14 protein-coding genes are annotated in these 21,004 nt (G+C 66.2%); 2 read left to right on the top strand and 12 right to left on the bottom strand.

The window, feature by feature from the left end:
- The 6 genes from AC5P7X_RS02480 to AC5P7X_RS02455 all read right to left on the bottom strand — a co-directional run bounded on the left by AC5P7X_RS02480 (nucleotide 1) and on the right by AC5P7X_RS02455 (nucleotide 6,320).
- Entirely contained in the window at nucleotides 1-1,026 is a 1,026-nt protein-coding gene (locus tag AC5P7X_RS02480) for an AAA family ATPase (protein ID WP_005418911.1), read from the bottom strand.
- Between the two features lie 173 nt (nucleotides 1,027-1,199).
- On the bottom strand, nucleotides 1,200-3,170 hold the full coding sequence (locus AC5P7X_RS02475; RefSeq protein WP_069139281.1) for a type IV pilus secretin PilQ: 1,971 nt from the start codon (nucleotides 3,168-3,170) through the stop codon (nucleotides 1,200-1,202).
- Between the two features lie 21 nt (nucleotides 3,171-3,191).
- Complete coding sequence (locus AC5P7X_RS02470) at nucleotides 3,192-3,725, bottom strand: pilus assembly protein PilP (RefSeq protein ID WP_005418914.1); 534 nt, start codon at nucleotides 3,723-3,725, stop codon at nucleotides 3,192-3,194.
- Nucleotides 3,725-4,381, bottom strand: coding sequence for a type IV pilus inner membrane component PilO (locus tag AC5P7X_RS02465; RefSeq protein ID WP_005418916.1), 657 nt, complete (start codon nucleotides 4,379-4,381; stop codon nucleotides 3,725-3,727). Before AC5P7X_RS02465 ends, AC5P7X_RS02470 begins: the two co-directional genes overlap by 1 nt.
- The gene (locus AC5P7X_RS02460) at nucleotides 4,378-5,262 is read right to left on the bottom strand and encodes a PilN domain-containing protein (protein WP_061479339.1); all 885 of its coding nucleotides are present in this window, start codon (nucleotides 5,260-5,262) and stop codon (nucleotides 4,378-4,380) included. Before AC5P7X_RS02460 ends, AC5P7X_RS02465 begins: the two co-directional genes overlap by 4 nt.
- A complete protein-coding gene (locus AC5P7X_RS02455; RefSeq protein WP_014038321.1) occupies nucleotides 5,262-6,320 on the bottom strand; it encodes a pilus assembly protein PilM in 1,059 nt (352 codons plus the stop codon). The genes AC5P7X_RS02460 and AC5P7X_RS02455 overlap by 1 nt, the downstream gene beginning before the upstream one ends.
- Before the next feature lie 219 nt (nucleotides 6,321-6,539).
- On the opposite strand from AC5P7X_RS02455, the gene AC5P7X_RS02450 reads away from it, so the two are divergent.
- Both AC5P7X_RS02450 and AC5P7X_RS02445 read left to right on the top strand, forming a co-directional pair.
- A complete protein-coding gene (locus AC5P7X_RS02450; RefSeq protein WP_495214379.1) occupies nucleotides 6,540-8,963 on the top strand; it encodes a penicillin-binding protein 1A in 2,424 nt (807 codons plus the stop codon).
- Between the two features lie 213 nt (nucleotides 8,964-9,176).
- Entirely contained in the window at nucleotides 9,177-9,821 is a 645-nt protein-coding gene (locus AC5P7X_RS02445; protein ID WP_043034094.1) for a hypothetical protein, read from the top strand.
- Nucleotides 9,822-10,049: 228 nt separating this feature from the next.
- Here AC5P7X_RS02445 and AC5P7X_RS02440 read toward each other — a convergent pair whose 3' ends face one another.
- The 6 genes from AC5P7X_RS02440 to AC5P7X_RS02415 form a co-directional block, all read right to left on the bottom strand.
- Nucleotides 10,050-10,796 (bottom strand): hypothetical protein, encoded by a 747-nt coding sequence (locus AC5P7X_RS02440; RefSeq protein ID WP_495214378.1) that lies wholly within the window; start codon nucleotides 10,794-10,796, stop codon nucleotides 10,050-10,052.
- Nucleotides 10,797-10,865: 69 nt separating this feature from the next.
- Nucleotides 10,866-15,770 carry an ESPR-type extended signal peptide-containing protein gene (locus tag AC5P7X_RS02435; protein ID WP_495214377.1) on the bottom strand — a complete coding sequence of 1,635 codons (4,905 nt, stop codon included), beginning with the start codon at nucleotides 15,768-15,770 and terminating at the stop codon, nucleotides 10,866-10,868.
- A 66-nt stretch (nucleotides 15,771-15,836) separates the two neighbouring features.
- Nucleotides 15,837-16,547: a pilus assembly protein gene (locus AC5P7X_RS02430; RefSeq protein WP_495214376.1), complete on the bottom strand. Its 711-nt coding sequence runs from the start codon at nucleotides 16,545-16,547 to the stop codon at nucleotides 15,837-15,839.
- A gap of 18 nt (nucleotides 16,548-16,565) precedes the next feature.
- Nucleotides 16,566-17,702: a CblD like pilus biogenesis initiator family protein gene (locus AC5P7X_RS02425; protein ID WP_495214375.1), complete on the bottom strand. Its 1,137-nt coding sequence runs from the start codon at nucleotides 17,700-17,702 to the stop codon at nucleotides 16,566-16,568.
- Nucleotides 17,699-20,425: a TcfC E-set like domain-containing protein gene (locus AC5P7X_RS02420; protein ID WP_495214374.1), complete on the bottom strand. Its 2,727-nt coding sequence runs from the start codon at nucleotides 20,423-20,425 to the stop codon at nucleotides 17,699-17,701. Before AC5P7X_RS02420 ends, AC5P7X_RS02425 begins: the two co-directional genes overlap by 4 nt.
- Nucleotides 20,426-20,476: 51 nt before the next feature.
- Nucleotides 20,477-20,986, bottom strand: coding sequence for a CS1 type fimbrial major subunit (locus AC5P7X_RS02415; RefSeq protein ID WP_171957486.1), 510 nt, complete (start codon nucleotides 20,984-20,986; stop codon nucleotides 20,477-20,479).
- Between the last annotated feature and the right edge of the window lie 18 nt (nucleotides 20,987-21,004).

Here is a 21,004-nt window from a genome sequence, read left to right as displayed (position 1 = left end):
TCAGGGTGCCGGCACCCGGGCCAGCAGCTCCTGCACCAGGCGCTCGCCGTCCCAGCCTTCGGCGGTGGCTTCATAGCTGGGCAGCACGCGATGGCGCAGCACGTCGGCGGCGACCGCGCGCACGTCGTCGGGCGTGACGAAGTCACGGCCAGCCAACCACGCCCGCGCGCGGGCGCAGCGTTCCAGTGCGATGGAACCGCGCGGGCTTGCCCCCCATGCGATGCGGCGGCCGAGGCCGGCGTCGTAGCGCGATGGATCACGCGAGGCCAGCACCAGTTCGATCAGGTAGCGCTCCAGCGCCGGTGCCATGTGCAGGTCCAGCACTTCGCGGCGGGCGTCGAAGACGTCCTGCATCGGCATCTTGTCCGGCGCCGGCGCGGCCTCACCCAATGCGCCACGGGCACGCTCACGGGCCAGCCGCAGGATCTCCGATTCGGCGGCCTGGTCCGGGTAACCGATGCGCACATGCATCAGGAAGCGGTCCAGCTGCGCTTCCGGCAGCGGGAAGGTACCTTCCTGCTCGATCGGGTTCTGCGTGGCCATCACCAGGAACAGCGGCGGCAGCGCATAGGTATGGCGGCCAACCGTGACCTGGCGCTCGCCCATGGCTTCCAGCAGCGCCGACTGCACCTTGGCCGGCGCACGGTTGATCTCGTCGGCCAGCAGGATCGGGTGGAAGATCGGGCCAGGCACGAACTCGAAGCGGCCCTCCTGAGGGCGCCAGATCTCGGTGCCGGTGAGGTCGGCCGGCAGCAGGTCGGGGGTGAACTGCACGCGGGCAAAGTCTGCTTCCAGGCGCGAGGCCAGTGCACGGATCGCCGTGGTCTTGGCCAGGCCCGGCGCGCCCTCCACCAGCAGGTGGCCGTCGGCCAGCAACGCGATCAGCAGGCGTTCGACCAGGGCCGCCTGGCCGACGATCTCGGTCGACAACGCATCGCGCAGCTGGGTGAATGCCGCATGCAGGCGGGAGGTTGCCGGCGCGGGCGGCGGCGAGACAGTTTCGGGCATCGGCGGTGGCAGGTTCATGGGGGCCTTTGACCGGCGCAGGACGGCACGGGTTCCCGACATCATCGCAGGGTGCCTTGCGATTGGCATCAAGAACGGCTGAACAGCGCATCCACGCATGGCGTGGATCTACCGGCGGAAACGAGGAAGGGCCGCACAGGGCGGCCCTTCTTCGAAGACTTCGGAGCGGTGGCTCAGTTCTGCTTGGCCACGCGCAGCACCTTCGGGGTGACGAACACCAGCAGTTCGGCCTTGTCCTTGTTGCGGCCGCGCTTCTTGAACAGGTTGCCCAGGAACGGCACGTCGCCCAGGAACGGCACCTTGCTGATGCTGTTGCGATCGGTGAACTCGTAGACACCACCGATCACCACGGTCTGCCCGTCCTCGACCAGCACCGCGGTATTGACTTCGCGGCGGTTGATCGACGGCACGGTGCCGTAGCCCTCCAGCTGGATCAGCTGGTCGACTTCGTCCTTCTTCACCTGCATGTTGAGGAACACGCGGTTGTCGTTGGTGATGGTCGGAGTGACCTTCAGCTCCAGCACCACTTCCTTGAACTGCACGTTCGGCGTCGCCACGCCGCCAGCGGTACCACCGCTGATGGTGACGTAACCGATCTCCTTGCCCTGCTTGATCATCGCTTCGCGCTGGTTGGTGGTGACCACGCGCGGGTTGGAGATCACCTCGCCTCGCGATTCCTGCTGCATGGCCGACAATTCCACGTCCAGCAGGTAGCCGGCATTGAGGATCGACAGTGCCAGCGAACCCGGGTTGCTGGCGGCGGCCACCGGCAGGTTCCAGTTCAGGCCACGGGTGATCGCCGAGCCGGACTTCACCGGCGGCGGGCCGACCCGGCCACCGGCTTCCCAGTCACGCTCGGCCTTGGCGTTGGCCAGGTCTGTTGCGACCTGCGACTTGCGGGTCTCGGCATTGGCATCCAGGCTGCCGCTGAAGTACACGTTGTCACGGCTGCCGCTGACACCGAACTTCGCGCCCAGTTCGCGGGCGAAGGTATCGGTGGCGATGACGATGCGGCTTTCGATCAGCACCTGGTCGACCGGGCGGTCGATCACGTTGATCAGCTCGCGCATGCGCGCGATCTTCTTCGGGATATCGCTGATCATCAGCGTGTTGGTGCGCTCGTCGGCCACGATGCGGCCGCGCGAGGACAGGAAGCCACTGTCTTCCTGCGACGAGCTGCCCGAACCACCACCGCTGCCACCACCGCCACTGCCACCGATGCCCTTGGCCTCGGTCAGCGCTTTGAAGATCTGCGTGGCGCTGTGGTAGTTGATCTGGATGTAGTCGGTCTGCAGGTCTTCGCGGTTCTCGATGGCGATGCGCGCGTCTTCCTTCTCCTGCTCGAACTTGGCCAGTTCAGCCTGCGGCGCCACCCAGATCACGCTGCCGTCGCGACGCTTGTCCAGGCCCTTGGCGCGCAGGACGATGTCCAGCGCCTGGTCCCACGGTACATTGACCAGGCGCAGGGTCACATTGCCCTGCACCGAGTCGGACGCAACCACGTTCAGGTTGGACTCCTCGGCGATCAACTGCAGCACGGTGCGCACCGGCACGTCCTGGAAGTTGAAGGTCACCGGCTTGCCGGTGAAGCCGCGCTGGCCGACGGCCTTGGCCGCCTGGGTGACGCTGCCGGCGGTGACCGCGCCGACGGCGGCCTGGGCCTGCCGCGGGCTGATCTCGACCACGTACTCGTTGCCGCTCTGGTAGGCCAGCGACTCCACTGCACCGCCGGTACTCAGCACCAGCTGGGTGCCGGCACCGGACGGCTTGGCGTCGATGCGCTGTACCGGCGTGGCGAAGTCGGTGACGTTCATCGGCTTCTGCAGGTTGGCCGGCAGTCGGGCATTGCCGACGTCGACCACCACGCTGTTGCCCTGCGTGCGCAGGTCAGGGATCGCGCCCTGCCCGTCGAACTGCACGATCAGGCGCCCGGCGCCGTCATCGCCACGCTTGAAATCGATCTTGGCCACCGACAGGCCTGCCGGCGCAGCGGCCGGTGCCACGGTGGCGCCCACCGGTTTTTCCGCCGGTGCGGCAGCCAGCGCCGGAGCGCAGGCCAGCATCAGCGCGACTCCCAGCGCGCTGACACGGTTCAAGGTAGAGCGCCGGATGGGACGCAGCCCCTTGGCTTGGTGAAAGGTCATCGTGCTATCCCCAGTAAACGATCATTGATCTTCAAGCGAGAGCGTTGCCGGCCGTTCCAGCCAGCCACCCGCGCCATCCGGCACCAGTTCGATCAGCTCCACGCGGTCTTCGAAGACCGCCGTGACCCGCCCGTCGCTCTGCCCCAGGTAACCGCCCGGGCGAACCCGGTAGGTGACCTTGTCCGGCCCCATCACCAGCGCCACGGTGCCTGCACCGGTACCGATGGTGCCGACCATGTCCAGCGCATCCAGCGGGAAGCCTTCCAACGGCTCCTTGCGCCGGTTCGGGTCCGGTCGCAATCCGCCGTTCCCCTGCTGCGGATTGGTCCAGGCATCGGTGAACGGATCGCGCATGCCCTGCGCGGAGTATTCAAAGGTCTCGAACTGCTGCATCACCGGCAGCGGCTCCAGCGGTTGCGCCGGTCGCGCGCGCTCGCCTTCCACCCACTTCTCAAGGTTCGGTGCGTCGCCGGGCGTGCTGGTCACGCCACGGCCGCAACCGGCCAGCAGCAGTACAGCCAGCACCATCGCACCACGTACGGTCTGCGCGCGCATCACTTCTTGCCCTCCTTGCCAGCGTCTGCCGCCTGCTGCGCCTGCACTTCGGTCTCGTCCAGGTAACGGTAGGTCTTGACCGTACCGGACAGTTCCAGTGCACCGCTGCGGACGTTGCCGCCGGTCTTTTCCTTGGGCTTGAGGTTGATGTCATGCATGGTCAGGATCACCACCCGCGGCAACGAGGCCACGCCACTGACGAATGCGCCGAACTGGTGGTAACTGCCCACCATGCGCAGCTTGATCGGCTTCTCGGCGTAGAACTCCTTGATCTGCTCCTGCTCCGGCTCGAACAGCTCGTTGGTCAGGCCGCTGGACAGCGCGGTCTGCGAGATGTCGATGATCAGGTCGGGCATTTCGGTCTTGCTCGGCAGCTGCCGCAGCATCTGCTGCAGCACCTGCTCCATCTGCGCCAGCTGCTGCTTCAGCGGCCCCAGGTTCACCGCGCGTTCCTGCTGCTTGGTGAACTCGGTGCGCAGCTCGACTTCCTTCGATTCCAGGCCGGCCAGTTCCTCGCGCTTGCCGCTGATCAGCAGCATCCACGCCACGAACATGATGACCAGCGCCAGCAACGAGCAGAAGACGATCTTGGCCTTCTGCGGCCAGTTGCCGATGTCGTTGAAATCCAGGTTCTTGATGTCGATCTTCTGGCTCATGCGCGGTCCCCCTGCAGCAGCGCATTGAAGGCCTGCGGCGGCTGCGCCAGGCGGCTGCCCTCAGGCTTCGGGGCAGGTGCCGGAGCCGGCGCGGCAGCCGGAGCGGCCGGTTGGTTCGGCTTGGCCGGAGTGGCCGGCGGTGCAGCGGCCGGTGCGGCCGGAGCCGCTGCCGGCTGGCCCGCTGCCGGAGCCGCAGGCGTCGCGGCATCCGGACCTGCGGCCAACGGAGCCACCGGTGCCGGCGCAGCCGTCGCCACCGAGCCATCGGCGTTCAGGCCCGGCGTCGCCGAGACCTCTTCGCTCTGTGCCGGCAGTTTCACCTTGACCACGAACACGTAGGGCAGCGCCTTGATGTCGGCCAGCGGACCGACCTTGCCATCCTTGTCCTTCTCCGGGTCACGCGCTTCGATGATCGACAGCTCCGGATTGGTCATCCAGCCGGAGGTCTCCAGGTTGCGCATGTAGGCCGAAACGCGGGCATTGGACTGGGTGCGACCTTCCAGCGTCAGCACATCCCCTTCCTGCTTCAGTGCGGTCAGCACCACGCCATCGGGAATGGTGCGCACCAGCGCGTCGAACAGGTGGACCATCTGCGAGCGCTTGGCCTGCAGTTCCTCGATCACCTTCTTGCGGGCCAGCAGGCGTTCCTTCTGCGCGTCGAGGCGATCGATCTCCTTGTTCTGTTCCTTGACCTTCTCGATCTCGGCTTCCAGATAGGCGTTGCGGTCCATCTGGCCGCTCACCTGGCGGTCGTAATAGAACCAGATCATCAGCGACAACAGCAGGCCACCGACAGCGGCCATGCCCAGCATTGCGTAGAACTCGCGCTGGCGTTGCTTGCGCCGTTCGGCGCGCCAGGGCAATAGATTGATGCGTGCCATCAGTCGAAGCTCCTCAGCGCCAGACCGGTCGCGATCATCAGCGCGGGGGCATCCTGGGCCAACGCATGCGCGTTCACCTTCGGCCCCAGGGTCATCTGCGCCAGCGGGTTGGCGACCACGGTCGGCACGCCCAGCTGTTCCTCGACCATCTCCGGCAGGCCACCGAGCACGGCGCAGCCGCCGGCCAGCACGATGTGATCGACGCGGTTGAATTCGCTGCCCGCATAGAAGAACTGCAGCAGGCGGCTGATCTGCTGGACCGTGGCTTCCTTGAACGGCTCCAGCACTTCCATCTCGTAGCTTTCCGGCAGGCCGCCCTGGCGCTTGGCCAGCCCGGCTTCCTCGTAGCTCAGGCCGTAGCGGCGCATGATCTCGTCGGTCAGCTGCTTGCCACCGAACACCTGCTCGCGGCTGTAAAGGCTACGACCGCCGCGCAGGACATTGAGGGTGGTCATGGTGGCGCCGATGTCGACCAGCGCAACCACACCGTCGATGGACACCGGCAGCTCGCTGGCGACCAGGGCGTAGGCGTTCTCGACCGCGAAGGCCTCCACGTCCATCACCTTGGCCTGCAGGCCACCGAGCTCCAGCGCGGACTGGCGCAGCTCGACATTCTCCGAACGCGACGCGGCCAGCAGCACCTGGACCATCTCCGGGTTGTTCGGGATCGACCCGATCACCTCGAAGTCCAGGTTCACTTCCTCGATCGGATACGGAATGTAGTTGACCGCTTCCAGCTCGATCTGGGCTTCCATGTCGTTTTCGTCGAGGTCGGCCGGCATCGGGATCACCTTGGTGATCACCGCCGACCCCGCGACGGCGGCAGCGGCCAACTTGGCCTTGCTGCCTGAACGGTTCATCGCCCGGCGGATGGCCTCACCGACGGCCTCCACTTCGACGATGTTCTTCTCCACCACCGCATTCGGCGGAAGAGGTTCCACAGCGTAATGTTCCACGCGGAAACGATTGCCGCTGCGGGACAGCTGCAAAAGCTTTACCGCAGTCGAACTGATGTCGACGCCTACAAGCGGCGACTGACTTTTTGGGATGAGCCCCACGGTTTCTCCCCTGCCGACGGGCACTTGGACGCAAGACCTGCGTCCGAGCATTAATAACGTATTCTTAGCAAATGGCAACGGCCCTGCTGTGAAATCCCTCACGGATTCACCATGCAGCCCCTGACTGTTCCCCTTGCGCTCCCCGGTGCCGACCCCAGCCGCCACCTTGCGTAATCTATACTCTGCGACCACGAAATTCGCAATCGGAATCTGAACCCGATGACTCGACTCCGCCGCTGGCTGCGCTGGATCTTCCTGATTGTCCTGGTCCTGGCGCTGATCGGCGCGGCCGCCGTGGGCGGTCTGTACTATGCCGTTTCCTCCAAGCTTCCCGACGTGCAGACCCTGCGCGACGTGGAAATGCAGGAGCCGATGTACGTCTACGCTGCCGACGGCAAGCTGATGGCGGTGTTCGGCGAGACCCGGCGCACCCCGGTCACCATGAAGGACGTGCCCGAGCGGCTGAAGCAGGCCTTCCTGGCCACCGAGGACGCCCGCTTCTACGAACACGGCGGCGTGGACTACATGGGCATCGGCCGCGCGGTCTGGCTGCTGGCCACCACCAACGACAAGCGCGTGCCGGGTGGCTCCACCATCACCCAGCAGGTCGCCCGCCAGTTCTTCCTCAGCTCCGAGTACAGCTACACCCGCAAGCTGGCCGAGATCCTGCTGGCGCGCAAGATCGAGTCCGAGCTGAGCAAGGACGAGATCTTCGAGCTGTACCTGAACAAGAGTTTCTTCGGCAACCGCGCCTACGGCGTGGCCGCTGCCGCCGAGTTCTATTACGGCAAGAAGCTGAACGAGCTGGACCTGGACGAGATGGCCTCGCTGGCCGGTATCCCCAAGTTCCCGTCGTCGGGCAACCCGATCTCCAACCCGGAACGTGCCCGCCAGCGCCGCGACAATTACGTGCTGCAGCGCATGGCCGACCTGAAGTTCGTCAGCCAGGCCGAAGCCGACGCGGCCAAGGCCGTGCCGATGCACGCCACCGCGCATGAGCCGCCGGTGCAGGTCGATGCACCCTACGTGGCCGAGCTGGTGCGCCAGGAAATGATCGCCCGCTTCGGCGGCGACGTGGTCAACAAGGGCTACCACGTCACCACCACGATCGACTCCACCCTGCAGACCGCCGCCAACCTGGCCGTCCGTGATGGCCTGCTGCTGTACGACCACCGCCACGGTTGGCACGGCGTGGAGAAGCAGGTGCAGCTGGGCGCCGGCGACGATACCGCCGCGCTGGCCGAGCACCTGCGCGGCATGTACGGCCAGGCCGGCCTGCTGCCGGCAATCGTCGCCAGCACCGCGGCCGATGGCAGCGCCACGGTGGTGCTGGCCAACCGCACCGAGATCGTGCTGCCGGCCGGCGCCGCCAAGTGGACCAACAAGACCCCGGGCAAGCTGGTGCAGCGCGGCGACATCGTGCGCGTACGCGCCGGTGCCAAGGAAGGGGAGTGGCTGCTGGACCAGATCCCGCGCGGCCAGTCCGCACTGGTCTCGCTGGATGCCCACAGCGGCGCGCTGAAGGCGCTGGTCGGTGGCTTCAGCTTCTCCGGCAACAAGTTCAACCGCGCCACCCAGGCCCGCCGCCAGCCGGGTTCGAGCTTCAAGCCGTTCGTCTACGCGGCCGCTTTCGACAAGGGCTACAACCCAGCCTCGATCGTGCTCGACGCCCCGGTCGTGTTCCGCGATCGCCGCGGCAAGACCTGGGCCCCGCAGAACGACGGCGGCGGCTTCCGCGGCCCGATGCGCCTGCGTGAAGCGCTGGTGCAGTCGCGCAACCTGGTCTCGGTACGCCTGCTCGATGGCATGGGCGTGGACTACGCGCGCAAGTACATCAGCGAGTTTGGCTTTGCCGAATCGGAGCTGCCGCCGAACCTGTCGATGTCGCTGGGCACTGCATCGCTGACCCCGCTGTCGATGGCGCGTGGCTACGCGGTGTTCGCCAATGGCGGCTCGCGCGTGGATACCTGGCTGATCGACCAGGTCAATGACCGCGACGGCAACCTGGTGTTCAAGGAAAACCCGGCGCTGGCCTGCCGCGACTGCGCCGGCAGCAGCGATCAGCCGGTCAACCAGGTGGTGGATGGCTTCAACTTCGGCGCCCCGGCCCCGAAGGTGGACCCGGCCGCTGCGGCCAAGGCCGAAGCCAAGACCGAAACTGCCGCCGCTCCGGCCAACCCGGATGCCCGCACCGCTCCGCGCGCGATCGACGCCCGCACCGCCTACCAGCTGGTGTCGATGATGCGCGACGTGGTCCAGCGCGGTACCGGTGTGCAGGCCAAGGTGCTCGGCCGCGAGGACGTGGGCGGCAAGACCGGCTCCACCAACGACCATCGTGACGCCTGGTTCTCCGGCTTCGGCGGCCCGTACGTGACCACCGTGTGGGTAGGCCGCGACGACTTCCGCTCGCTGGGTTACCGCGAGTACGGTGGCAAGGCGGCGCTGCCGATCTGGATCGACTACATGCGCACCGCGCTGAAGGACACCCCGATCGCGCAGAACGAGCCGCCCAGCGGCATGGTCCAGGCCACGCTCAACGGCGCGACCGAGTGGGTGAAGGTGGAAGACATGGATCGCCTGACCGACTACGACCTGAACCTCAATACGCCGCAGGCCGACGCCGCCGCGTTCGATATCTTCTGAGGAAGGGTTCGGTGGGTGCCAACCATGGGTTGGCGCCGATGCGACTGTAGAGCCGAGCCCATGCTCGGCTCCGGACGCCCGCGGTAGAGCAGCCGAGCATGGGCTCGGCTCTACAGGATCAACGGCACCCGCTTGCTCCCCTCCGGGAAAACGCCTACGCGGATGTCACATCCGTGCGCTAGTCTGTAGCCAGGTCGCAACAGGAGTCCTCGCATGCATCGCGCCCGCCAGCATGCTGCCAGCCAGACCCGCGAGCGGCGCCACCGCCTCGCCCACGAAGCCGCCCGCCTGATGGCTGAAGGCGGCATCCGCGACTACCACCAGGCCAAGCTGAAGGCCGCCAGCCGGCTCGGCATCCACGACGATGCCTCCCTGCCGCGCAACACCGAGATCGAAGACGCCCTGCGCGAGTACCAGCGGCTGTTCTCCGGGCCCCAGCACGGCAATGAACTGCAGCGCCGCCGCGAGGCCGCGATGCGCGCGCTGGAGTTCCTGCACGGCTTCGCCCCACGGCTGGCCGGCCCGGTGCTGGAAGGCACCGCCGATGCCAACAGCCCGGTGCAGCTGCACCTGCACAGCGACGACCCGGAAGCCGTGCATCGCTTCCTGGACGAGCACGGCATTCCCGCTGAATCGCGGACGCGCCGGCTGCGCATGGACCGCGAGCGTAGCCTGGACGTGCCGGTGTGGGTGTTCAGTGCCGAGGAGCTGACCTTCGACCTGGCCGTGCTGCCGTACGATGCGCTGCGCCAGGCGCCGCTGTCGCCGGTGGATGAGAAGCCGATGCGACGCGCGTCTGTCGCACAGCTGCGGCAGCTGCTGGCCGAAGCGGAGATCACCGCGTACATCGGCGGGTGACGGTTGCGCAGGTTCTGGTGGGTGCGGACCGTTGGTCCGCACGGTGCTTCAGGCATCCGGATAGCTGACCGAAGAGCAGCCGAGCATGGCCCGGCTCTACAGAAAGCGCGCTACCTGCTTCCTTCTTCTGGTGGGTGCGGACCGTTGGTCCGAACGGTGCTTCAGGCATCCGGATGGCTGACCGAAGAGCAGCCGAGCATGGCTCGGCTCTACAGAAGGCGTGCTGCCCTACCAGACATCATGGTGCTGCTCCTCCGTCTCATCGCCAAGCAGGCGCATCAGCCAGGGGGCTCCCACCCGCTGCGGGTACGCCATCATCATCCGCGCGTGCATGTTCTGCAGATCGCCCAGCAACCAGGCCTGGTTGTAGACATCGCCGAACGGGTCCGACCACGCCGTCTGGATCCGCGCGCGCTCACCGCCGTTGAGGTTGGGCATCCTGTCCAGCGGCACCTCCAGCACCGGCTCCAGCGCCCGGTTGATGGCCGCGTTCTCCGCCTCCGCCGCACGCATGAGCTCCAGCCGATGGCTCACCTGCCAGCACGGGAAAGGGAAGCAGCTTCCCGTGGCATCGATGTACGCCGCGATGTCGGCCAGCATGTGGGCCTTCAACTGCCACACCACCGCACTGTCCAGCAGTTGCCGCACCCGCAATGTGCGCAGCGTACCGGCACGGACATCCTCCGGGGTGGTGAACGGCTCGCCCGGGGTTGGGCCGCCATGCCGCACCAGCACGATGCGATGGATCGCCTCCTGGGTGATGTTCTCCACGCGCAGCGCGGCGGCCTCCGGATGCACGCGCGGCGGCGGCACACTCGATACCCGCCAGGTGTACCAGGCCGCCAAGCCCACACCCGCCACGCACAGCAGGGCGAACAGCAGCCAGCGGTCCAGATTGCGGGTGTAGTAGTAAAAGCGTGCCCGCCACAGATAGAACGTGCGGTAGCTGATGAACCGGCTTACCCATCGATACATTGCCATTTCCTCGGCAAGAGCCCCGGCGCGGCGGGGCGGATTACGCGCGTCACGCCGGGGCTCCATGGCTTACCAGCCGATGCCCACGCCGACGCCCATGCTGCGCTCACCGCTGTTGGTGAACGCACCATTGAGGCTGAAGGTGGCCGAGCCCTTCTCGTTGAGCACGCGCTGGTAGCCCACGGCCATCGCGGACTCACCCTCGCTGTAGCCCACGCCCGCACCGAGGCGGTTGTAGGTGGCCAGGCCCGCGGTGTTCATCGCCATCGCGGTCTGCGCGCTGCTCATCGCCGCCATGCGGTTGAAACGCTTGTCCATCTTGTCCAGGCGACGTTCGAAATTGCTGATCGCGCCATCGGTGTACTCGTTGGCGCGGGCCAGCATCTTCTCCAATTCAGCGGTGTCGACCTGCGGCTTGGGCGTCTCGTCCTGCTTCGACTTCGGCTGCGGCGCGAGCTGCTCACCCTCGCCGACCGACGCCACCTGCTGGCCGCCTTCGGCCTGCGGCACCGGTGCTTCCGGCTCCGGCGCCGAAGCAACGGCCATTGCCTGCGGCTGCGGCGCATCGATGCGCTCTTCCAGGCCATCGATACGGCCGTTGAGCTGCTGCTGCATCGAATGCAGCTGGCCACCATTGACCGCATCGCGGCTGCCGGCGGCGACCAAGCCATTGGCCACGTTGGAGATGACCATGCCGTGGGTTCCGGCCAGGGTGAGCTGGTTGAGACCGTCGGCGCGGACGGAGGGGGTGTCCTGGAACACGCTGCGCAGCTGGGATTCGACCTGGTTCACGCGCGAGCGGTTGCTGACGACCGCGCCGTCGAGCGCCTCCAGCGCACCATTGAGGGTGGACTGGGACTGGCCCTGCACGGTAAAGCTGGGGCCGACGATGTTGCCGTTGGCATCGACCTCACCGCCGAGAGCGGAGAGCGCGCCACGCAGCTGGCCGACGGTAGCGGCGTTGTGGTTGGCGGTGCCGTTGGCGATGTTTACGAGGCGGCGCTTGATGCCAACACCGCCAAATGACGCGACTCCCTCTTCATCTGCTTGGGCGCCATTTCCAAGTGCTAGCGATCCGTGAGCCCCGCTTCCAACTCTTGCGCCTGCACCAATCGCGACACCTTCATTCGCACCGCCCGCGTCTCCACCGACCTGTGCACCGACTCCCATTGCGAATCCATTCGCAGAATCCACAGAGACAGTCGCCGCTCTACCAATTGCGGTCGAGTTCTTGCCCATGGCCCCCGCAAATGTCCCTACCGCAGTTCCTCCCTCCAGTCCCGTCTTTGCTGAATTTCCCACCGCAACGCCTGCCACACCCGCTTCTGCGCGCTCACTGAAGGGCGCTGAGCCGATACTCACAAAGTGTGCGACGTCCTCAAGTTCCGAAACACGACTGTTGGTCTCATAGAGCTGACTGCCGCGCACAACATCCGAGCTATCAGCCGACAGCCCTGCATCGGCCACGCCAGTCAAACGCGCACCGCCGAAATCAATCGGGCCGCTCGCATCCAATCCACGCATTGCCCCTTCGCGCATCTCCCGCTCCTTGCGCATCGCCTCCAGATCATTTCGATTCTGCGAGATCTTCTGCTCTGCGGCGAACAGCTGATTGCCCGTTACGGCATCACGGCTTCCTGGCGCCACCCGACCGTCAGCCAGATTGGTCAACACCATGCCGTTCGCGCCACTCAGCGCGATCTGGCTCATGCCATCGCCACGGGCGGAGGGTGAATCCTGGAAGATCGAGTTGAGCTGGCCTTCCACCTTGTCCGCACGGCGACCTGCGGTGGTGACAGCTCCATCGAGCGCCATCAACGCGTCTTCAACGGTGTTCTGCGTCCCGCCCTGCACCGAGTAGATCGGGGCAATGATGTTGCCGCTGGCATCCATGCCTGCGCTGCCGCCGAGGGTGGCGAGGGAGTCCTTCAATTGGGAGACGGTCGTGGCGTTGTGATCGGCAGTGCCCCGGGCGATGTTCACCAGGCGCCTCTGGGCAAAGGCGTTCCCGAACGACGCAACGCCTGCTTCGGTCGCTTCAGCACCTTGACCAAGTGCAAGCGAACCAGTTGCACCCTCACCAGTCCTTGCGCCCGCACCGATCGCAACACCACCTTCCGCGACACCACCCGAGCCACCGACCTGAGCTCCAGCTCCTAGAGCAAATCCACCCTCTGATCCATCGAACACAGTTGATCCGCGCCCCACAGCTACGGAGTTCCTCCCCATCGCCACGGCACGAGTACCCACTGCGGTGCCCCCCTCCTTTCCAGTCTTTGCCGCGTTTCCTAGCGCCACACCCGCAACACCCGCTTCAGCCGGCTCACTAATCGGCGCGTGCCCTACACTCAAGAACTGGCCAGTACCTTCCAGTGACGAAATACGAGCGTTGGTTGCAAACAACTGCCGCCCAGATACAGCTTCCGCACTACTGTCGGTCACCAACCCATCCGCCACCCCACTGATCCTGCGATTGTCCCCGACGCTATTGCGCACATCCAGCACGGTTCCACTGTTCTCCTCACCCAGACGGACATTGCCGTTGGCGGCAGCCTGGCTGACCAGTCCCTCCAGAGCACCCGTGCTGATCAACGCCTTGGCGGCGTCGACCTTCGCAACCGTTGCATCCGCCTGCGCAGCTGCGCCCGCCTTCTCCACGGCAGCCACCTGCACATTGGTGGCATTGAGCTGCTTGCCGTTGATCGCTTCATTGCTGCTGGCGCTTACCGTGCCATCCGCTACACCGGCAACCTTCCGGCTGGCGTTGGCGCTGTTGCGCACGTCCAGCACAGTTCCGCTGTTCTTCTCGCCCAGACGGACATTGCCGTTGGCGGCGGTCTGGCTGACCAGTCCTTCCAGCGCGGTGGTGCTGACCAATGCCTTGGCAGCGTCCGCCTTCGCAACCGTTGCATCCGCCTGCGCGGCCGTAGCCGCTTTCTCCACGGCAGCCACCTGCACATTGGTGGCATTGAGCTGCTTGCCGTTGACCGCTTCATTGCTGCTGGCGCTTACCGTGCCATCCGCCACGCCGGCAACCTTCCGGCTGGCGTTGCCACTGTTGCGCACGTCCAGCACAGTTCCGCTGTTCTTCTCGCCCAGACGGACATTGCCGTTGGCGGCGGTCTGGCTGACCAGTCCTTCCAGCGCGGTGGTGCTGACCAACGCCTTGGCAGCGTCTGCCTTTGCAGCCGTTGCATCCGCCTGCGCCGCCGTAGCCGCTTTCTCCACGCCAGCCACCTGCACGTTGGTGGCATTGAGCTGCTTGCCGTTGACCGCTTCATTGCTGCTGGCACTTACCGTGCCATCCGCTACACCGGTAACCTTCCGGCTGGCGTTGGCGCTGTTGCGCACGTCCAGTACGGTGCCGCTGTTCTTCCCACCCAGGCGGACATTGCCGGTGGCGGCGGTCTGAGAGACCAGGCCCGCGAGCGCGGTCGTCTCGGTCAGTGCCTTGGCGGCGTCGGCCTTGGCCGCGTTGGCCGCCGTCTGCGCGCTCGTGGCCGTGCTCTGCGCAGCGGATACGGCCTGGTTGGTCGCGAACAGCTGATTGCCGGTGATCGCGTCGGTGCTGCCATTGCTGACCACGCCATCGGCAATGTACTGGATCTTGCGCTTGAGCGTAGCGCTGCCCACCGAAACGGAGTTGACCGACGCCGTGACAGAGCCGGCACCCAGTGCCACCGCGTTGTCATGGCGGGCGTTGGCCCGGTCACCCAGTGCCACGGCACTGGTATTGGCCGATACCGCAAGATTGCCCAGCGCGGTGGCGAACTGCGCCTTGGCCTCGCTGCCACGCCCCAGCGCCGTGGACTGCTTTGCCGTGGCTTTGCTCAGGTACCCCATTGCAGTGGCATGTTCGGCGGCCGCATTGGCGTCACCGCCTACAGCAATGGAGAAGTTCCCGCTGGCAATGGCCCGGAAGCCGGTCGCGACCGCGCCGTTTGCGCTGCGCGTGTTTGCACCGATGGAAACGCCGGCATTCTGGCCGGTCACTCGGTTGCCCTCCGCATCGACGCCAGCCAGCGCATCGAACCCGAGTGCGACACTGCGACCGTTGTAGGCCTTGGCATTGTTGCCGATGGCGGTGCTGATGCCGTAGCTCCCCGATTCTGCGATCGCGCCCCTACCCAGTGCCAGGGTGGTGGCATCGATGCGATTGGTGGCGGACTGCGCAAGCGTCCGAACCGCTGTCAGATCATTTTTCATGGTGCCAACGTTTGCTTCGACCGCACCCAGCTTGCTGTTGGTCGCGTACAGCTGCTTGCCCGTGACGGCGTCGGTACTGGCTGCGGTGATCCGCCCATCGGCTACGTTGACGATCCGCCGCTTCTCCTTGTCACTGCCGACGGAGACGGTGTTCACTTCACTGGCAAGGGAATTTGCACCGATCGCCACTGAGTTCTCGCTCTGCGAGAGCGATCCACTACCGATGGCGATCGAGTTCTGGCGCGTGGCTGACGCCTTGTTTCCGAAGGCAGTGGACCCGATGCCCTTGCCATAGGCGTTGGCACCCACCACTGTGCTGTGCCCCAGCTGGGCCGTGGCGTTGTAGCCAACTGCAACGCTGTCCACACCACTGATGTATGCCTGCTGGCCGAGAGCAGTGTTGTAGTTGCCAAGCACCTTGGCTTTGTGACCAAAGGTGGCGTTCCACGATCCGTCGTTGTAGGCCCCGCCGCCCATGATCAGATACTCCTTGGACGTGGACAACTTGGAGCTTGCATAGGGGACCGCATCGGTTTGACCAAGGTGTGGCGCGCAGCGGAGCTCGGGCTTGCCCAGATCGAAGACGTCACACCCCCAGTACTCGACTGCGCCGGCGTCCATAGCGCCAATCGTGGACACGGAAAGTGCAACAACCCGCAACGCCAGCTTCCTTCTTGAAGCACCACAGCGCCTTGCGACAGCCAGCTCGCTCGCCACCACCCAGCACTGGCGTGCTGTATTCCAGATACGTCGATAGATTCGATTCATGGTCTTTCTCCTTAACAGTTTGCGGAAAAGACATCCCGCGCCATGCGCGGGACGCAGAGAGGGGGATCAACTGGACTGGATGGCCACGTCCTGGACATGCTCGCGATAGCCGTCCTGGCTGAGCCGGTAGCGCAGGCGCAGCGAATTGCCCGGCTGCGGCTGGAACGGCGGGGTGAAATCGGCATCCGGATACAGGCTGTGCGAGAGGTCGTGCGGCGTGCAGACGCCGGCCGCCGTGCATTCGGCCGCATGGACAATGCCCACGCGCAGCGTGCCGCTGTTGTGCAGCGTGTTGCCGCGCACACTCAGGCTGACCACACCGTCGGTGGGCACCACGTTCACCAGCGCGCCCCACACCAGGCTGACGCCGACGTCGGCGTGCGCAGCGTCGTCGCTGCTTTCCAGTTCAGTGCCTTCCGGGCCGCGCACACCTTCGAAGTACACGCGGTATGCGGTTTCCTTCTGCACCGGCTGCAGCGGGATCAGCCGGATCAGGCGATTGCCACCGCCTGACAGCGCGAACTTGCCGGGCGTGATGGCAATGGCCGAATCGGCGACCTCGATGTCCTGCTCCTGTTCGCGGGACGTTGCCGGGTTGTCGATGCGGCGCAGGCTGGCCTGTACATACTGCGGGCGGGTGGACTGCGAGTAGACGCGGATCTGCGCACCGCGCTTGGCATCCATCGCGGTTCGCATGGGATGGATGGACAGGTTGGCGTGTGCTGCTGGCGCAAGCAGCGCACTCAACGGCAGCATCCAGATGATCAGTTTGTTCATGGCAGGCTCCGTGTGGGATCAGGGTTTGGCGGTGGGTACGCGCAGTTCCACCGTCAGCTCGCCCTCGTAGAGACCGGGGCGCTTGCTGGCGACAGGGGTGGGAGGTGTCAGCAATGTCAGCGGTGTGGGCACGCAATAGACCGGCTGGCTGATGCCGGGCAGCATCACCAGGCGCAGTTCGGCGCTGTCGATGCCATGCAGCAGTTCTTCCACGCCATGCCGCATTCGGATATCGCGCCCGCCGTAGTTCAGGCTGACGTGGTAATCCAGGCGCTGGCGGTCGTCGCTGCCACCATCTCGGTGCCAGACCGCGAAGTCGCTGCCGGGTGGCGGGCGCGGCCCGCTGTCACGCACGGTGACGCCGAGGAATTCGCTCTGCGAGCCGAGGCCGTCGTAGAGGCACATCTCCAGCTGCTTGCGGCCACCCACCATCTGCTTGATGGGGTCGTAGCGCAGGTCCATGTTGACCAGCGGCGCGACGGTGTCGAAGGCCGGGAAGTAGATCGAGATCGCGTCGTAGTCGGTGACGGTGAACTCGAAATTGAAGACATACTTCGCCAGATGCCAAGATGGTGGCATTCGCAGATCTAACTCGAGCGTGCCCAGCCAGGTTCCAGCGACGAGGCCAGACAGCTCCGTTGCATGGAGTACCAGGCCCAGCCCTGTTCCACCAGGCTTTTCTGCCACGCACATCCCTGATTCTGACGACTCCAATCGGTAGGTCAGCGATCGCCAGAAGCCCAAGTCGCACCGTTGGGAAACGTCTGCTCGATATAGGGCACCATTGACCAGCAGGTCTCTTGTCATGCCACCGCGCTTCTCTTGGAAGCGGAGGGGAATTGCAGTTCCGTTTCCCTGTAGGGCAGCCAAGTCCTCGGTCTCGCACCGCCCGGTTGCAGAATCTGAGCGCGAAGCACAGGTCAGGTAGAGCATTCCGTAGCCCTTGGCAGGAACCTGGTCGTAGGCGATCAGCGTTCTTGGCGCCATAATCTCGGTATCGCCAGGCAGCGACGAACGATCCCATGACAACTTGATGTCGTGGGTAATCACACCAGTGGGCGGATCCGTCTCCGGCGGCCGCTGCGCCCACGCACGTGGCATCAGCACGGCCAGCGCGCACACCAGCATCAACACGAACAACACACGCCGGCTCATGGCGTTCCTCCTGCAGCAGCGGTCTGGGGCGTGGCGGCAATCAGCGCGCGTTCCTGCAGCAGCCGGGTGACGCGGGCCTGCTGGCGGATCTCCGCCGGCAGCTGGGCCACGGCGAGCGGTTCGCAGCGCACGGCACCGACCAGCAGCACCACCTGGCGGCGCTCGCGCACCTGCAGCGGGCAGTGCAGCAGGCGGTCGTCCTGCAGCAGGTACAGCGTTGTCTCGCGACGCGGGAAGTCGGCGACGAAGCCGCCGTTGGCGCTGGTGCCGGGCACCGGCGCGTTGAGGATGCGGGCGCCGCCCAGCGGCGCGCCGGCAAGCGTGCGGGCGGTGCCGATGAAGGTATAGGTCACTTCGATCGGCACCGGCATGCGCATCAGCCGCCCCGGGGCCAGGAACATCGGGCGCGCACCGCCCACACCGCTCACCCGGATGGCGGCCATGCTGGCGTCGTTGCTGGCGTCCTGCAGTTCGGCACGGTGCGACTGGTAGGCGGTCAACGGCAGCAGCCGGCGCTCGCCGATCTGCAACCGTTGCCGGCCCGCGCCGCTCACCTGCAGTTCGGCCGCCACGCCCTGCAGGTCCAGGTCATCGGTGGCGCCTACCTGTACCGCCAGCCCGGCGTCGGCGCCGCTGCCTGCGCCCCAGTAGGCACCGCGCCGGCCCAGTGCGAAGGCCGAGCTGTGCGTGCCGCTGTAAGCGGTCTCGCTGCGGCCATGCTGCTGGTAGTACGCCACGGTGGCGCCGGTCTGTCCGTAACGGTTCTGCAGCTGCCCGCCCAGCGATGCGCTGTAGCGGTCGTTGTTGTTGGCGCGCAGCTCGGAGGTCAGCTCACGGAACTGCGCGTCCACCTCCTGGCGATAGCTCTGGCCGACGCTGTAGTTGATCTCCGGCCGCTGGTGCTGCGGCTGGCGCATGTCCACCGCGTAGCGGCGCTGGCCGTTGCCAACATGGCTGCGCTGCAGGCGGGTGAAGCTCACGTTGAGGTAGATGCCACGGTCGCGCGTGCGGGTGTCGCGGGCACTGTCGTGGCTGTGCTGCTGCCACAGGCCCAGCCGCGTGGAGACGCTGAAATCCTGCCAACGATGGCTGCGGCTGAAGCTGGCCTGCCAGGTGCGGCTGAGCTGCGGCTCACGGTGCGGTTGCAGCGGTTGCGGCGGCAGGAACGGATCCAGTGGCGCCAACGGATCGTCGTCGCCAGGACGGCTCCAACCGGTGCGCCAGGTCTGGCGCCGGGTATACCCCAGGTACGCCGTACCACCGGCGATCGGCAGCGAGACCGATCCGCTGAGCGAGTTGGTGCAGCCCAGGCGGTCCCGTGCATCGGCCTCGAACTGGCAGGCCTTGCCACGCATGCGCTGCTGGTAGATGTTCCAGGACGCCTTGCGCCGGTATGACAGCTGATGCTGCTGGCCGTGGCTGCCATCGCTGCCGCGCATGCCGCTGAACGTTGCGCGCATTTCCTGCGTGGCCAGCACGCGGCGCAGGTCGACGCGCAGTTCGCCATAGCTGTGCTCGCCCAGATGGGCAACGCCCGCGGTAACGGCCAGGTCGCGTGCCAATGGCACGCGCATGCCGGCCACCGCCACCTGTTCGCTGTCGAAGCGATCGCTGCGCCGCTCGTTGCGGCGGCCCCCCTGCACGAACCACTGCCATTGGCTGTCGGTCCAGTCGCCGCCCTTGTCGAAGGGGGCCTCTTCGGTACGCACCAGCACGCCATCCTCGTAGATGCGCATGCGCACCAGGTAGCTGCCGAACGGGAAGTTGCGGGTATCGATCTGGTTGATGCCGGCCTGCAGGTAGTAGGTCTGCAGCAGGCGCTCGCCGTCGAACACGTCCACGCGCGCATCGCGGGCGAGCAGGACCGTCAATGGCGAGGCCTGCACGGCAGCATCGCTGTCCACGTAAGCCTGGGTGGTGCCCACGCGGGCACCGTCGAAGCGGTCCAGCGGCAGCATGCTGAAACCGAAGGTGCCGCCCTGTGGGCTGGACAGGTTGCGGCGGTCCATGCGCCCGGCCTGCAGGTAGTACTGCTGGCCCAGGTCATGGCGGTAATAGACGTTGTCGAATTCGAAATGCGCATCGCCACCGCTGCTGCGGTAGCGCTGCTGGGTGAAGTACCAGTCGGCGGACATATGGCCTCGCTGGAACAGGCCCAGAACGCCGGTGCCGCGCGCACTGAACGACTGGTAGTCGCGCCCACCGGTAAGGTTGAGTACCTGCTGGTGCAGGAAAGCGTTCTCGGCATTGCTGCTGAGCGCGTGGAAGCGTTCCGCGGCGGGCTCGCCACCGATCCACTGGCGAGCCACGAACAGGCGCACGGCGCCCTCGCCTTCGTCGTACAGCGCGCGCGCGGCCGCAGGGTCTTGCGGGGGATCCAGATAGCCGCAACCGGCCTCGGCGCCCCCGAACCGGCAGGCCAGGTGGCTGTTGCGTGGCAGCGGCTGCGACAGCGCCGGCAGCAGCGCGGCCTGCGCCTCGGCGGACAGGTCCAGTGCCTGCAGCACGCGCGCGGGATCCTCCAGCTGCACATGCTCCAGGGTGACGCGCACCGGCGACAGCCCGGCCGAGCGGCCGAACAGCTGGATGTCGAGTTGTTCGGTCTGTCCTTCGACCAGGTCTTCGAAACCGGGCGGGACGCCGCGCGCGGCCGCCAGCGGAGTGGACAACGCCAGGGCGAGCGCGACCGCCAGCCGGGTGACGGCGGGGGCGTGTGAGGTCATGGGGGTACCGCTGGAGAAGCGGCCGGCCCGGGAACCGGGCCGGCGCGGGGATTACGGCGAGGTCGCCTTCTGGTTCAGCACGACGTTGACGATGCCGCTGTAGCGACCCTTGGTGGTGATCGGGGCCGGGGTGGCCTGGGCAATGGTCAACGGCATCGAAATCGAGGCGCCCGGGGTCGAACCGGCGCCGGTGAACAGGTCGACCGCCTTGTACTCGATGGCGGCTGTACCCAGCGTGCGATTGTTGAGGCTGATGCTCATCGGCACGGTGACGCTGCCGGTTTCATTTGCGAGGGCAAACGCACCATCGATACGTGCCTCGATATCGGCGGTGTCATCATTGGAGTGGATGCGCACGCGCTGCGTGTCCGGAATCAGGCCGCGCAGCGGATCGTGGGTCAGCGTGACCAGGTCCGGCAACGGGGTGCCGTCATCACGCAACAGTGCCAGGGTCGGGTCGACGTCGGCATAGACGGAGATCTTGGTTTCCAGCGCGTGCGCGGACAGCGAGGCGGTGGCCAGCGCTGCAGCGAGCGCGGCCTTCTTGATGATGGCGTGCATGGTTGTCTCTCTCGGACA

It is taken from the genome of Stenotrophomonas sp. YJH_SMC_53 (assembly GCF_059369995.1).
This window is presented reverse-complemented; position numbering and strand designations above follow the sequence as displayed.

Excerpts from the sequence above, each read along its gene's own strand:
- AC5P7X_RS02460 (WP_061479339.1), bottom strand. The coding sequence starts at position 5,262 with ATGGCACGCATCAATCTATTGCCCTGGCGCGCCGAACGGCGCAAGCAA.
- AC5P7X_RS02470 (WP_005418914.1), bottom strand. The coding sequence starts at position 3,725 with ATGCGCGCGCAGACCGTACGTGGTGCGATGGTGCTGGCTGTACTGCTG.
- AC5P7X_RS02420 (WP_495214374.1), bottom strand. The coding sequence starts at position 20,425 with ATGACCTCACACGCCCCCGCCGTCACCCGGCTGGCGGTCGCGCTCGCC.
- AC5P7X_RS02475 (WP_069139281.1), bottom strand. The coding sequence starts at position 3,170 with ATGACCTTTCACCAAGCCAAGGGGCTGCGTCCCATCCGGCGCTCTACC.
- AC5P7X_RS02465 (WP_005418916.1), bottom strand. The coding sequence starts at position 4,381 with ATGAGCCAGAAGATCGACATCAAGAACCTGGATTTCAACGACATCGGC.
- AC5P7X_RS02480 (WP_005418911.1), bottom strand. The coding sequence starts at position 1,026 with ATGAACCTGCCACCGCCGATGCCCGAAACTGTCTCGCCGCCGCCCGCG.
- AC5P7X_RS02450 (WP_495214379.1), top strand. The coding sequence starts at position 6,540 with ATGACTCGACTCCGCCGCTGGCTGCGCTGGATCTTCCTGATTGTCCTG.
- AC5P7X_RS02440 (WP_495214378.1), bottom strand. The coding sequence starts at position 10,796 with ATGTATCGATGGGTAAGCCGGTTCATCAGCTACCGCACGTTCTATCTG.
- AC5P7X_RS02425 (WP_495214375.1), bottom strand. The coding sequence starts at position 17,702 with ATGAGCCGGCGTGTGTTGTTCGTGTTGATGCTGGTGTGCGCGCTGGCC.
- AC5P7X_RS02445 (WP_043034094.1), top strand. The coding sequence starts at position 9,177 with ATGCATCGCGCCCGCCAGCATGCTGCCAGCCAGACCCGCGAGCGGCGC.
- AC5P7X_RS02415 (WP_171957486.1), bottom strand. The coding sequence starts at position 20,986 with ATGCACGCCATCATCAAGAAGGCCGCGCTCGCTGCAGCGCTGGCCACC.
- AC5P7X_RS02430 (WP_495214376.1), bottom strand. The coding sequence starts at position 16,547 with ATGAACAAACTGATCATCTGGATGCTGCCGTTGAGTGCGCTGCTTGCG.
- AC5P7X_RS02435 (WP_495214377.1), bottom strand. The coding sequence starts at position 15,770 with ATGAATCGAATCTATCGACGTATCTGGAATACAGCACGCCAGTGCTGG.